The 13,682-nt window shown below is 66.7% G+C and carries 10 protein-coding genes; 3 read left to right on the forward strand and 7 right to left on the reverse strand.

From position 1 onward, the window contains the following. Positions 1-57: 57 nt before the first annotated feature. The 6 genes from ACFXHA_RS01660 to ACFXHA_RS01685 all read right to left on the reverse strand — a co-directional run bounded on the left by ACFXHA_RS01660 (position 58) and on the right by ACFXHA_RS01685 (position 6,929). Positions 58-654, reverse strand: coding sequence for an ATP/GTP-binding protein (locus ACFXHA_RS01660; RefSeq protein WP_379352083.1), 597 nt, complete (start codon positions 652-654; stop codon positions 58-60). Further along, positions 635-1,009 (reverse strand): DUF742 domain-containing protein, encoded by a 375-nt coding sequence (locus tag ACFXHA_RS01665; protein ID WP_379352084.1) that lies wholly within the window; start codon positions 1,007-1,009, stop codon positions 635-637. Before ACFXHA_RS01665 ends, ACFXHA_RS01660 begins: the two co-directional genes overlap by 20 nt. After that, positions 1,009-1,434, reverse strand: coding sequence for a roadblock/LC7 domain-containing protein (locus tag ACFXHA_RS01670; protein ID WP_040808376.1), 426 nt, complete (start codon positions 1,432-1,434; stop codon positions 1,009-1,011). Before ACFXHA_RS01670 ends, ACFXHA_RS01665 begins: the two co-directional genes overlap by 1 nt. Continuing rightward, positions 1,412-4,048, reverse strand: coding sequence for a nitrate- and nitrite sensing domain-containing protein (locus ACFXHA_RS01675; protein ID WP_379352085.1), 2,637 nt, complete (start codon positions 4,046-4,048; stop codon positions 1,412-1,414). The genes ACFXHA_RS01670 and ACFXHA_RS01675 overlap by 23 nt, the downstream gene beginning before the upstream one ends. 108 nt (positions 4,049-4,156) lie before the next feature. Beyond that, positions 4,157-4,555, reverse strand: coding sequence for a roadblock/LC7 domain-containing protein (locus ACFXHA_RS01680; RefSeq protein WP_379352086.1), 399 nt, complete (start codon positions 4,553-4,555; stop codon positions 4,157-4,159). Next, entirely contained in the window at positions 4,533-6,929 is a 2,397-nt protein-coding gene (locus tag ACFXHA_RS01685) for a nitrate- and nitrite sensing domain-containing protein (RefSeq protein ID WP_379352087.1), read from the reverse strand. The genes ACFXHA_RS01680 and ACFXHA_RS01685 overlap by 23 nt, the downstream gene beginning before the upstream one ends. A gap of 260 nt (positions 6,930-7,189) precedes the next feature. Between ACFXHA_RS01685 and ACFXHA_RS01690 the strand changes: the two genes are divergently transcribed. The 3 genes from ACFXHA_RS01690 to ACFXHA_RS01700 all read left to right on the forward strand — a co-directional run bounded on the left by ACFXHA_RS01690 (position 7,190) and on the right by ACFXHA_RS01700 (position 11,179). After that, positions 7,190-8,692 (forward strand): alkaline phosphatase, encoded by a 1,503-nt coding sequence (locus ACFXHA_RS01690; RefSeq protein WP_379352088.1) that lies wholly within the window; start codon positions 7,190-7,192, stop codon positions 8,690-8,692. Continuing rightward, a complete protein-coding gene (locus ACFXHA_RS01695; protein WP_379352089.1) occupies positions 8,689-9,189 on the forward strand; it encodes a hypothetical protein in 501 nt (166 codons plus the stop codon). The genes ACFXHA_RS01690 and ACFXHA_RS01695 overlap by 4 nt, the downstream gene beginning before the upstream one ends. Positions 9,190-9,625: 436 nt before the next feature. Further along, complete coding sequence (locus tag ACFXHA_RS01700) at positions 9,626-11,179, forward strand: succinic semialdehyde dehydrogenase (RefSeq protein ID WP_379352090.1); 1,554 nt, start codon at positions 9,626-9,628, stop codon at positions 11,177-11,179. A 67-nt stretch (positions 11,180-11,246) separates the two neighbouring features. On the opposite strand, the gene ACFXHA_RS01705 is transcribed toward ACFXHA_RS01700, so the two are convergent. Continuing rightward, entirely contained in the window at positions 11,247-13,511 is a 2,265-nt protein-coding gene (locus tag ACFXHA_RS01705; RefSeq protein WP_379352091.1) for a hypothetical protein, read from the reverse strand. Between the last annotated feature and the right edge of the window lie 171 nt (positions 13,512-13,682).

Here is a 13,682-nt window from a genome sequence, read left to right on the forward strand (position 1 = left end):
CAATCGCGCCCGTCCGGACTTCCGGGCGGGCGCGATTACCGTTGGGGGAGTAGCGAATCAGACGCGCGCGGCACCGGTCGAGGCTGCGCGGTCGATCAGGTACTCGACCAGGGTCATGAGGACGTTCTTGCAGGAGGCGCGGTCTCGGGCGTCGCAGAGGAGGACCGGGATGCGCTCGTCGAGGTCGAGGGCGTCGCGGACTTCCACGGGGGTGTAGAGGGGCGCGTTCTCGAAGCAGTTCACCGCCACGGTGAAGGCGACGCCGCGGCGTTCGAAGAAATCGATTGCGGCGAAGGAGCTTTCGAGGCGGCGGGTGTCGGCGAGGACTACCGCGCCGAGGGCGCCGCGGGCCAGTTCGTCCCAGAGGAACCAGAAGCGGTCCTGGCCGGGGGTGCCGAACAGGTAGAGGACCAGGTTCTGGTCGATGGTGATGCGGCCGAAGTCCAGGGCCACCGTCGTGGTGGTCTTACCCTCCACGCCACGCAGATCGTCCACGCCCGCGGACAACTCGGTGATGAGCTCCTCGGTGCGCAGTGGGGTGATCTCGCTGATCGCCCCCACCATGGTCGTCTTGCCCACGCCGAAGCCGCCTGCGATGAGAATTTTCACCGAGGCGGCCATGGGCTGGGCGGTATCAGAGTTTTCGAATGCCATCGAGTACCGCTCGCAGAATGTTGAGGTCCCCGGGCACGGTCTCAGGCGAGGCCGGGGCCCGGAAATTGAGTATGTTGTCTGAAATCAAATCCCCCACCAGGATTTTGGTCACCGCCAGCGGCAGCCGCAGGGCGGCCGACACCTCGGCCACCGACAGCGGCAGCCTGCACAACCGGACGATTTCCGTGTACTCCGGTTCGACACGTCGCAGCGGCGGTGCCGCATTGGGCACCACTACCACCGTGAGCATGTCCAGATCGTGTCCCGCGCCCATGGTTCGGCCACCGGTCCGCGCGTACGGGCGTACGAGCGGACCGGCAGCGTCATCGAACCACTGTTCCCCCGGCCCCGGCATCATGACAGTCGGGGGTTGCCTTGTCCGGCCAGGTTCTGGCGGGGCGTGGTGGACAGGTAGTTGCCGACGCGCTGGACGGTCAGGTTCATCTCGTAGGCGACCATGCCGAGGTTGGCCTGTTCGGTGGCCTGCAGCGCTAAGCAGGCGTGGCTGCCGGCGGCGGTCACGAACAGCACCGCCCGCTCGAGTTCGATGACCGCCTGGCGGACGCCGCCGCCGTCGAATCGTCCACCCGCACTGCGCGCCAACCCGTAAAGGGTGGAGGACATGGCACCGAAGTGCTCCGCGTCCTCGCGGCTCATGGCGGAGGAGCGGCCCAGCAGCAGCCCGTCGGTGGAATGCACCACCGCGTGACGGACGCCCGCGAGCCGGTCGACCAGATCATCGAGTAGCCAGTTGAGATCACCAGCGTTTGAGGTGGTCACCGTCGCCTTCCTGTCGTTCCGATGCTCGTTCGTATATTGCCTGCGACTCGGACGCGAAAGAACCCGGGTCGGCCTGGCGACCCTGCCTGGTTCCGTTCTCGATGGCGGAGAAAAGGTCTCGGGCCTGCTCGGCCGACCGGTTGGCCGGGACCGACGACTCGGGAGCCACCTGTTCCTGCGCCAATTCCGGTGCGAGACTTGCCTGCCGGCGCCGACGCGGGAGCGCGGGCCGGATGTCGGAGCCAGTGTAATGGGAACGCCCGAAATCGCGACCCCGGAAACCGTTTTCGGCAGGCGGCGCCTGCTCGGCGGGCGGCGGCGTCGGACGCGGGTTGGTGGGCGGGTCGAACGGCGCTGCGGCGCCGAAGGACATGGGCGGGACGAACGCCCCGGTGGACGGCCCGAACGGCTGCTCCGGCTGCGGCGCGGGCGGCGCTGCCGGGGTGATGGGCGCCGCGGGCGGCTCCGGCGTGAAGGGACGCTCGTAGGACTCGTAGCCGACAATCGGCAGCTCGTAATTCGAGATCATCGACGGCGGGGTGGCCGGGGCCGCCGGGAGCTGCGGCAGCGCGGCCACCGCCAGGGCCGCCGCGGACGGCTCCCCATAACTCGCGGGTGCACCTGTCGGGGCGTCGAGTTGCCTTGTCACGATCGGGATTTCACCGGTCCGGCCGGCACCCGCCACGGTGAGACTGGTCGGCACCAGCACGATGGCGCGCACGCCGCCGTAATCGGATTCGGTGAGCCGCACGGTGATGCCGTTGCGCGAGGCCAGCTGGGCGACCACGAAGCGGCCCAGCCGGAAATCGTCGGGCAGCATGCTCGCGCCGAAATCCGGTGCGTCGCGCAGGATCTCGTTGATCCGCGCGAACTCGTCCTCGGGCATGCCCATGCCCTGGTCGATGATCTCGATGGCGACGCCCTTGCCGACGATATTGCCGCGCACCTCCACCTGCGACTGCGGCGGGGAGAAGTGGGCGGCATTGTCGACCAGTTCGGCGAGCAGGTGCACGAGGTCGGCCACGGCGCTGCCCGCGATGGCCACCTCCGGCAGCCGGGCGATCTTGACTCGGGTGTAGTCGAGGGTCTCGCCGACACTCGAGCGCACGATCTCCAGCAGCTGCACGGGATTACGCCACTGCCGTCCGGGCTGTCCGCCCGCGAGAATGATCAGGTTCTCGGCATTGCGGCGTTCGCGGGTGGCGAGGTGGTCGAGGCGGAAGTAGATGTCCAGCAGTGCCGGATCCTCCTGCTGCGACTCGGCGGCGTCGAGGATCTCCAGCTGCCGGTGCACGATGACCTGGCTGCGGTGGGCGATATTGAGGAACATCGCCTTGACGCCCTCACGGGTGCGGGCCTCGGTGACGGCGGCGGTGACCGCGGCGGCGTGCGCGTGGTTGAACGCCTTTGCCACCTGGCCGATCTCGTCGGTGCCGAAGTCCAGCACGGAGGCCATGGCGACCGGGTCGACCGCCTTGCCCTCGCGCAGCTGGGCCATGATCTCCGGCAGGCCCTCGTCGGCGAGCACCAGGGTCTCGTTGCGCAAGCCCTTGAGGCGGCGGATGATCCGGTTGGCCAGGACCAGTGAGACGGCGAACGCGAGCGCCGACACCGCGAGCATGCCGCCACCGGCGAGCGCGGAGTCGCGGGCATTGCGGTCACCCTCGGCACCGGCCAACGCCTCGTTGTGCTTGCTCATCTCCTCCCACAGGTGCAGCACCTGGGTGTTGAGCCGGTTCACGGTGTCGCGCCATTCCTGCGCGGTGAAGGTCAGCGGCGCCTGCTGCAGCGCGGCGCCGGGCTTGCTGGGCGGAATCGTGATCGGATCCAACGCCCGCGAGATCAGCGTGTTCTCCATCATGACGATCTTGGTCCAGTCGGGATCGTTCATGAGGGCTTGCATGTCTTTGTCACCGGTGCCGCCGTCACCACCGGCCAGAACGCCCAGGTTCACCCGGTATGTGCCTGCGACGCGGGAGAATTCGATGGCCAGCTCGGGTGGCAGCGTGCCGCCCGCGAGCAGCACCTCGGCTGCGGCGGCTTCGCGCGAGAGCATGTCGGAGGACTGCACGACCTGCAGGCCGTTGGCGACCTCGAGCGCTACCTCGGACGTCGGCGCGTTGTCGGCGACCATGCGGGTGCCGATCCACACGACTTCGAGCAGCTTGCCGTAGAAGTAGTAGACATCGGCGACGGGAATCGCGTTGGAGTCGATCTGCGTGCGGAGACTGGCCAACTGGGTGCCGAGGGTGTACACGCCACCGACATTGTCGCCGATCCCCGAGGGGCCGAGCTTGGCCATGGTCGGGGCAATCGCCGACAGACCCTGAAATGCCTTGTCGAGCCGAACCCGCGCCTGCGCCAACGTCTTCGGGTTCGCGTCGTCGCCGCCGGCCATCTGGGCCATCGACAGCTGACGTTCCTGCTGGACGGCCTCGATCAACTCCATGGAAACCGGGTTGGCGTCTTTCAACGCTTCCGCCCAATCCCGTGCGTGCTTGCCCTCGACCACCAAGTACCCCGCGCCACCCACACCGATCGCGAGCAGCGCGAGGCTCGGGACCAGTGCGATGGCGAGCACGCGGGTTCGGACCCCGAGCCTCGCTCTGAACATCCGGCAAAGGTAACGGGACGTACGTCACATACGCCCCACGGGTTCCGCTGAGCGGGACTGTGATTGACGAAACGATTCATATATGCGTGGGCATCGCTACGCATGCCCTCACGCGCGGTGCCGCGGAGCGGCCGACAGGAACGAGCCGACGCGTTGCACGGTCAGGTTCATCTCGTAGGCGACCATGCCCAGGTTGGCGTCCGCCCCGGACTGCAGCGCCAGGCAGGCGTTCGCGCCCGCGGCGGTGACGAACAGGACCGCCCGGTCGAGTTCGATGACGGCCTGCCGCACCCCGCCCGCGTCGAATCGGTGTCCGGCACTGCGGGAAAGCCCGAACAGCGTGGAGGACATCGCACAGAAGTGCTCGGCGTCCTCGCGGCTCATCCCGGCCGACCGGCCCAGCAGCAGCCCGTCGGTGGAATGCACCACCACGTGCCGCACGCCCGCGAGTTTGTCGACGAGATCGTCGAGGAGCCAGTCGAGATCACCAGCGTGGGAGGTGTTCACCGTCGCCTTCCTGTCGGGTTGGACCGGCCGAGGGCGCGCCGGGATCGGCCAGCCGCCCTTGCCTGGTGCCGTTCTCGATGGCCGAGAACAGATCTCGCGCCTGCGCGGCGCTGCGGTCGCCGGACGGTGCGGGGGCGGATTCCCCGGCGGTCGGCTCCGCCAATTCGGGTGCGAGGCTCTCCTGACGGCGCCGGCGCGGCAGTTCCGGTCGCTCGTCGACCGGGTCGCGCGGTGCGGCAGCCGGATCCGGTGGAGCGGGTGGTTGCGGGCGACGGGGAGCGGTCGCGGCGGCGATGTCGTGTGCGCCCGTGTGGTGGCCGGCCCAGGCATCGAAGCTCGCCACCGACTCGGCGCGCGGCGCGGGCTCGACCGCCGGTGCCTCGAGGGCCGCCGGTTCGAAGCCGGTGTCGCGCTGCGATATCCGGTTGTATGTCCGGGTATCGGCGACGCTCAGCTCGCCCTCGATGACCGAGGAGGGGATGAGCACGATCGCACGCACACCGCCGTAGTCGGAGTCCGACAGGCGCACCGAGATCCCGTGCCGGGCGGCCAGCCGCGACACCACGAACAAACCCAGTCGCGAATCCGTCGACATGCTGGTGACCGCGAAATCCGGTGGGGCACTGAGCAGAGTGTTGAACCGTTCCAGGTCGTCGGGTGGAATGCCCATGCCCTGATCGCCGATCTCGACGGCCACCCCGCGGCCCACCGACGCGCCGGAGATCTCCACCCGCGACTGCGGCGGGGAGAAACTGGCGGCATTGTCGATCAACTCGGCCAGCAGGTGGATGACGTCGGAGACGGCCAGCCCGGCGATGAAAGCCGAAGGCAGACGGGCGGTTCGGACCCGGGTGTAGTCGGCGGTCTCACCGACTGCACTGCGCACCAGCTCGAGCAGCGGGACCGGATTGCGCCACTGCCGACCGGGCTGTCCGCCCGCGAGAATGATCAGGTTCTCGGCATTGCGACGCTCTCGGGTCGCGAGGTGATCGAGGCTGAAGTAGATGTCCAGCAGTGCCGGATCCTCCTGCTGCGACTCCGCGGCGTCCAGGATCTCCAACTGCCGATGCACCACCACCTGGCTGCGGTGCGCGATATTGAGGAAGACCGATTTCACGCCCTCGCGGGTACGCGCCTCGGTCACCGCCGCCGAGACGGCCGCCGCGTGCGCATGCCCGAAAGCCTCGGCCACCTGGCCGATCTCGTCCCGGCCGAAGTCCAGCGCGGGTGTCTCCACCTCGATGTCGAGGTGTTCGCCCGCGGCCAGCCGCCGCATGGTCTCGGGCAGCTGCTCGTCGGCGAGGGCCAGGGTGCGGTCGCGCAATCGCCTGAGCCTGCGGATGATCCGGTTGGCCAGGGCCAGGGCGACCAGGATCGCGACCACGGCCACCACCACCATGCCCGCCCCGGCCCACAGCGAATTGCGGGCGGTGTCGGAGGCGGCGGAACTGGCCAGGTGCTGGGCCTCGGCGTTCTCGGACTGCCACAGTTCGGCCAGCCCGCGGGTGACCTCGTCGGAACTGCGCTGCCAGTCGGCGACCGAGATCGGCAACGGCTGCGGGGCGGTCCGTTTCGCGGTGTCGGTCGGCGGCAGGGTGCGCTGGGCCAGCACGGGCTCGACCACACCGAGACGTAGCCAGGCCGGACTAGAGACCAGCGCCTTCGCGGCCGCGGACTGCTGCCGGTCGGGCGCGGCGACGATGGTGTCGATGCGGGTTCGGTAATAGCCGACGAGACTGAGGTATTCGGTGCCGAGTTCGGGGGAGAGGTTGTCGCCGTCGATCAGTGACGCGCCCAGGGCGTAGGCGCGGCTCATGGCCTCCAGGCTGTGCAGGACGTCGGCGGCCTGGGTCAGCTCCACCGTGGTCGCGGCATCCGGTGCGGTCTTCTCCGCGATCTCCACGCCCGCCATCACGCTCTGCGGGATGCGGTTGTAGAAGGTGTAGGCGTCGGCGAGCGCCACCGAGCCCGCGTCCACGCCGGTGCGCAATTCGGCCAGGTGCTTGCCTACGTCGCTGATGGCGTCGGTGGCCTGCCCCATGGATTCCGGCCCCATCCGCGAGAGCGCGGATTGGGTCGGGGCGAGCACCCGCAGCGCGCTGTCGAGCCGCTGCCGGGCCGTGGTCAGTTGGCGCACATCGATATCCATGCCCGCCACCCGCCACAGCGTGAGCTGCCGTTCGGCCTGCACGGCCTCGATCAGCTCACGGGTCGGTGCGATACCGGCCTGCATTTCGTCGGCCCAGTTGCGGGCCCGATGAGAGTGGTCCACCAGCGTTCCGGCCGCGCTGACGCCGAGGATTGCGAGCGCCAGACTGGGGACCAGCGCGATGGCCAGGATCCGGGTGCGGACCCCGAGCTTCGGAAAGCGCATCGCTGCAACGTAACTGCGGTCCGACCGCACTCGCGCTCCGAGTCCTTTTGTGCGGGACGGGATTTGACACCTTCGACCGAACTCCCGTAAGCCGGGTGGTTGCCGGACCGCTTCCATCCGAAAATAGTTACGTTCACCTGCGAGTCGGCTGGGAGTTTCCTGTGAGTCGTATACGAGCAAACATGTAGCACTACCTTCGGCCCCGCCCGGGACAGCGGGCCGCACCCGGTGCCCCGGGGAGCGAGGACGGAGGAGACGAAGTGCAGAACGGAAAGCGCGCCTGGTTGAGCGCGATCGCAGCGGTCACAGCCGCCGTGGCCGGAGCGTCACTGGTCGCCGGCTGCGGGTCGGACAAGAAGGCCGACAACGAGGTTCGCAACATCATCTATCTGCTCGGCGACGGCATGGGACGCACCCATGTCACCGCGGCCCGGCACCGGTTCGTCGGCGCGAACGGCCAACTCGCCATGGAACAGCTGCCCTACGTGGGCGCGGTCGCGACCTATGCGGTCGAACCGAACAGTGCCAAGCCGTCCCTGGTGACCGACTCGGCCTCCGCCGCGACGGCCTGGGCCTCGGGTGTGAAGACCTACAACGCGGCCATCGGCGTGGACGCCTACGGCAAGTCGGTGCCGACGCTCATGGAGCAGGCCAAGGCGGCCGGATTCGCCACCGGCAATGTCAGCACCGCCGAGATCACCGACGCCACCCCCGCCGCCATGTTCAGCCACACGCTGCTGCGTGGTTGCCAGGGACCGACCTTCAGCGAATCGTCGTGTCTGCCCAAGAAGTCCGACGGCAGCTTCGAGGCGCAGCCGTCGGACAAGACGCTGGTGACCCCGATCGCCGAGCAGATCGCCCGCAATGGCACCGCCGATGTCATCTTCGGCGGCGGTCTGGCCCGTTTCGAGCCCGATGACCAGAAGGTCATGCAGGACAACGGCTATCAGGTGCTGGGCAGCATGGGCGATCCGGCGCTGAAGGCGCAGACCCCGGAGAGCCAGAAGGTCGCCACCGCCGCCGATCTGAAGTCGGTGACCGGGCAGAAGGTGATCGGGCTGTTCAATCGCGGGAACCTGACGGTCACCAATGCCCGCAACGCGCTGCCGGATTCGGCCCCGCAGAAGCAGGAGCCGACACTGGCCGACATGACCACCAAGGCCATCGACCTGCTCTCGGCACGCAAGGACGGCAAGGGCTTCCTGCTGCAGGTGGAGGGCGCGCAGATCGACAAGCGCTCGCACGCCAACGACGCCGCCCAGACCCTCGACGAGGTGAAGGCCTTCGACGACGCGGTGGCCGCGGCCACGGAGTTCGCCAAGAAGGACGGCCACACCATGGTGATCGTGACGGCCGACCATGAATGCGCCGGTTTCAACATCATCGAGAAGAGCACCTTCACCAATGCCGAAGCCGTTGCGGGACCGACGAATGTCGATGCCACCAACCCGGCCAACAATGGCAAGCCCGCGCGTGAGGCCAAGGACAATGTGAAGGATCCGGCGCGCTCGACCGGACCGCTCAATGGTGCGGGACAGGCGGATCCGCGCAACTTCGCGCCCGCGACCTTCCGGACACCGGACGATGCGGCCGAGGTGAAGGACGGTTCGCCCGAGGCGAGCCTGTGGCTGACCTACCTGTCGGGCAATCACACCGGCGCAGACGTGATGATCTACGCCTACGGTCCGGGTGCGGACGTGTTCGCGGCCAGCCAGGACAACACGTCGCTCTACACCAAGATGCACAAGGCCCTGCTGCCGTGAGGTCGCGCAGCCGGGTTCTGATCGCGGGCATTCTGCTCGCCGGGCCGCTCGCGGTCACGGGGTGTTCGTCCACGCCCGCTTCGGCACCCGCGCCGGCGGCAAAACCCTCGGCCGGCCCGCGTGTGGTCGAACCACCCGCCGCGGCAGTGTCGGTCACGCCCGGTGAAGTGCGACTCACGCCCGGTCCGTTCACCGATCGGGTGCGACTGAGCGGCACCCGACTCGACGGTGCGACCGTCCACGGCACCCTGGCCGTCACCTCCGACGTGAGCGATCTGCTGGCCTTGGAGGTGCGGGCGGATTTCTATGACGCGAGCGGGCATTTGGTCGGCAGCGGGCGTTTCGAGCGTGCCGACGGGGAGTCCGCCGCAGGCAGCCATGCGGGCAATGGTCATGTGGCTGGCGACGACGGAATCGCGTTCACGATCACCGCGGCTCCCGCGGACGCGGCGGTCGCCGCCGCGGTGCTGTCGATTCCTGTGCTGGTGAACGAATAGCGCGCTGCTGGTGAACGAATAGACCTGGGCTACTGCGGATTTCGACGATCCCGGCAATCCCGCATCCGCACCCCTCGTGCGGATGCGGGATCGTGGCCGGATCTCCTCGGCGCTGCCGTCGCCGCCGGATCCCTGTCCCGAGGTAGTTCTGGCTGTTTGTTCGTTGCGCGGACCCGATCGGTTACAGAAATCGCAGCTAGAGGCCGAAAAAGCGGCAATAGGGGCAATTCCCCGATCGGCCTCCGCCCGTGACGTCCGGGGATCTGGCAGCTATCGCCACCCGCCTGACGGAAAACGTCGATGCCCGCGAACGGCGTGCCGCCTAGCGTCTTCGGCGGGGCGACATCGGGGTCGACCTGCACGGTCCTGCCCCCGCGCGCGCGGCGCGGGGGTAGATTGTGTGTACCTGGAAGTTACTCGTAAGTAGGAGGCGATGATGCCGGTGCCGGCTGCCGCGGTATTCGAACGACTGCGCTCGTTCGCGGCCGTGGATTCCACCCAGGACCATGCGACCCGAGCGATCACCGAGGTGTTCACCGGGGAGACCCTGGGCGAAGTGCCGGTCGGAACCGCCGCCGATGTCGCCCTCGCCATCACCAAAGCCCGTGCCGCCCAGGCGGAATGGGCCGCCCGCACGCCCAAGCAGCGGGCCGAGGTGCTGGAACGCTACCGGGCGCTGGTGGTCGAGAACCGCGAATTCCTGATGGACATCGTGCAGGCCGAGACCGGCAAGGCCCGCTGGGCCGCGCAGGAAGAGATCATGGGCCTGATGTTCGCGGCCCGCTACTTCTCCCGGGTGGCGCCGCAACTACTCGCCTCGCACAGTGTGGCGGGCGCGTTCCCGGTATTGAACAAGGCCACCGTGCGGGCCGTGCCCAAGGGTGTGGTCGGGGTGATCGCGCCCTGGAACTACCCGATGCTGCTGTCGGTCGGCGATTCCATCCCGGCGCTGTTGGCCGGTAATGCGGTGGTGGTCAAGCCCGACAGCCAGACCCCGTACTCCTCGCTGGCCAATGCGGAGCTGTTCATTCGCGCGGGTCTGCCGCGTGATCTCTACGCGGTGGTGCCGGGTCCGGGCACCGTGGTCGGCACGGCCATCGTCGAGGACTGCGACTACCTCATGTTCACCGGTTCCTCCGCCACCGGCCGCACCTTGGCCGAGCAGTGCGGTCGCCGACTGATCGGCTTCTCCGCCGAGCTGGGCGGCAAGAACCCGATGATCGTGGCGCGCGGGGCCGATCTGGACAAGGCCGCCAAAGCCGCTGTGCGCGCGTGTTTCTCGAACGCCGGTCAGCTGTGCATCTCCATCGAGCGCATGTATGTCGAGCATTCCATCGCGGCGGAGTTCACCGAGAAGTTCACCGCCGCGGTCAAGGCCGCGAAACTCGGTGCCGCCTACGACTTCTCGGCCGATATCGGCAGCCTCATCTCCGAATCACAGCTCGAGACCGTCACCAAGCATGTCGCCGACGCGGTCTCCAAGGGCGCGAAGGTGCTCGCGGGCGGCAATGCCCGCCCCGACCTCGGCCCACTGTTCTACGAACCCACCGTGCTCGCCGATGTCACCGACGCCATGGAGTGCGGCCGCAACGAAACCTTCGGCCCCCTGGTCTCCATCTACCCGGTCGACTCCGTCGACGAGGCCATCACCCGCGCCAACGACACCGAATACGGCCTCAACGCCAGCGTCTGGGCCTCCAGCAAGGCCGAGGGCCAGCACATCGCCGAGCAATTGCACGCCGGCACAGTCAATATCGACGAGGGCTACGCCCCCGCCTGGGGCACCACCGGCGCCCCCATGGGCGGCATGGGCATCTCCGGCGTAGGCCGCCGCCACGGCCCCGACGGCCTCCTGAAGTTCACCGAACCCCAATCCATCGTCATCACCCGAATCCTCAACCTCGACCCCCCATCCTTCCTCTCCCAGGAAAAGTGGCAACCGCTCCTCATGACCCTGGCCCGCAGCTTCCGCTTCCTCCCCGGCCGCTGACAGCCGCCGCGATCGGGCCTCGGGCGGGGCCGGAGGCCCGATCGTCGAGTATCAATGACTGCTGCTACTACCTGATCTGATTGATCGGTACTCCGCCCTCGACAACCTCGGCGTAATAGGTCAGCCCATCACAGTCGACGGCCGACGGGCCAACTTGCCAGCCGGTGGGCTCGTAGCCAAGGTGGAAGGCGACAACTCCGGACGCCCAATCCAATACCTGGGGGCCGGTCATGTGCGGGAAACTCGAAAAGATTCGGATGAGTGCCCAAGCGTCGGTGTGCAGACGCAACTCCCAGCAGTCCATTGAACCTGGAACGTAGGCATGCCACGCGACGGATAGGCCATCAGGTGGTTTCCAGTTGCCAAGGGTAATTCCACGCCCGCCCAGCTCCTCATTTGCCCAGCGCTTCGCGGCATCGAACGTGGTCGCAGGATCAGCTGTCGCTATGACGATCCCGACCACCGAGTGGGTCGAGCCACGAAGTACGGCAACCGAATTCACCACCGTGGTCGTTCGACTCCGTGCGTAACGAGCTCTGAGGTCAGCCATAACCCACCGGCCATCCGGCATCATGGCGCAGAGTTCAGTGTTCTGAATCAAGCTCTCCAGGAGCCACGGGCACGATTCCAAACCCGCAATATCTGTGACTACCAGCAAGAGTCCCACACCTGCGTGAGCTCCGGCGGACAGGATTCCTGTCACGGCCTCCGCACCCTGCTTGTCACGCAGCAGGATGTCGGCATCATCGATTGCCACGAAAATAGCTGGCTCGGCATCGCTGGGCATTTTGTAATTGCCTGCCGCCCTCCGCGATTCGATCAATCGCTCGGCCATCGCAAGATTGTTGAGAGTGGCCTCCAGGTCGGTCGCCACGTACCCGTCGTCGTATAGGGATGGCCATGTCACGTCGAATCCATTTCGACCGGAGGGGTCTGATGGAAGCACGAAGAAGCGCCGAGACTGCAGCGCCTGAGTCATGACCAAGCGCAGGAAGCTGGACTTTCCCATTCCCTGATTGCCAATTACCAGCGTGGAACAGACCGCTCCGGTCACGGGATCGTTCAATCGCCACTTCCACGGCACCGGATCCTCACCGAGAGTCTCACCGACCGTGATCGCTCCGGTGGCCGGGTCGTACGTCTGGACACCGTTGTACACCCAGGCATCCCGCGCTCGGCGTTCCTTCTGACGTTCCGAACTAATATGTTCGCGGATCCTTCTGTGCGAATCGGCATTGCTGCTTCGCCATTCAGGCTGGGAGCCTTCCGTAGGTTCGGTGGCAAGATGGACCGCAGGAGGCCGCCTAAGGCGCGGCGCTTCGACTCCGAACACTCTCAGAATGACGTCCGAGTGCTCCGTCAAGGCCGTGAACATTGCCTGGCCCTCGCGTACTCGAATCGCATCCAGCCGCCAGTCGCTCAATGTCGGCGCGGATATCCCACGCAGTACCGGGAGACGGGGTTCAGGGGGAATGTCTTGTGAGATAACGTGGCTGCGAAGCAGGGCCGAGGACTGCGCAGAATGAAACCTAGCCAACCCTCCCCACCCGTCGAGGATGACCTGGAGCAGGCGAAAGCCTGCGGACCGCATAGCTTGCATAGCAAGCGTCGGGTCGCCTGCACGCCACTCTGTGAGCTTCTCGTTGTATGGCGGCACGAAGTACGAGATGAGGCTGTGTTCAATCAGGTCGACAGCTGTGCTGGTGATCGGATTTCCTGCGGAGGTACGGAAGGTTTTCAGGTATTCCTCGAGGCTGGGACCTTGCTCGGAATCGTCGATGTGGTCATCGCTGGTCCATTGCCCATCTTCGAAAGCCAGCGGGGCTACGAATATTTCGTAGCCGCTGTCGACATGGTCCTCGTAGATTCGTTGTAGCTTTTTATGATTCTGAGTTCGATGCCATGCATTGGAGCTGCCGTCGTCGCCGAACGCCTGACCGATATACATCACTTCCTGGCCGGCGATGTCGGACTCCGCCCCGGACAGTAACGACGCCAACGCCCATGCATCACCATGAACGAGCTGATCGCCCACATACATCGAGAAGTAGGCGCCGTCCGCATAGACACGAAAGTCTCGAACCCCTCCAAGTTGTTCGAAGTCGGACCCGCTGGTGCCCACCCGTGCCACGCCATCCAGCGTGTGAGTACTGAAGTCCGCTGTCAGGATCTGATCATCGATCCGGACCGACTCTGCGACGATCTTCGTGATCGGCCGTCGAGTGATGATGTACCAGTGGCTGAATCGCAGCGCCACGGCAAGATCGGCCGAGTCGAAGCGGCGCTGATAGATATGTTCAACCCGAAGTCTGTAGACGAGAGTACCGGCCACGTCACCCCTCCTCGATGAGCCGATCCCGGGCTACCGCCCTAGGTATCAACCGTACGAGAGGACACCGACATTCTTCCCAGGCATCCGGAGAAGGCACATGTCTGCGAGACGCGTCATTGGAAGGGCCGGAACTGGATCCGCGACGTCCGGTGCGTACGCTGTACCCGACGG

This window comes from Nocardia sp. NPDC059240, assembly GCF_042753865.1.
GTDB lineage: Bacteria > Actinomycetota > Actinomycetes > Mycobacteriales > Mycobacteriaceae > Nocardia.

Excerpts from the sequence above, each read along its gene's own strand:
- ACFXHA_RS01675 (WP_379352085.1), bottom strand. The coding sequence starts at position 4,048 with ATGTTCAGAGCGAGGCTCGGGGTCCGAACCCGCGTGCTCGCCATCGCA.
- ACFXHA_RS01665 (WP_379352084.1), bottom strand. The coding sequence starts at position 1,009 with ATGCCGGGGCCGGGGGAACAGTGGTTCGATGACGCTGCCGGTCCGCTC.
- ACFXHA_RS01700 (WP_379352090.1), top strand. The coding sequence starts at position 9,626 with ATGCCGGTGCCGGCTGCCGCGGTATTCGAACGACTGCGCTCGTTCGCG.
- ACFXHA_RS01685 (WP_379352087.1), bottom strand. The coding sequence starts at position 6,929 with ATGCGCTTTCCGAAGCTCGGGGTCCGCACCCGGATCCTGGCCATCGCG.
- ACFXHA_RS01660 (WP_379352083.1), bottom strand. The coding sequence starts at position 654 with ATGGCATTCGAAAACTCTGATACCGCCCAGCCCATGGCCGCCTCGGTG.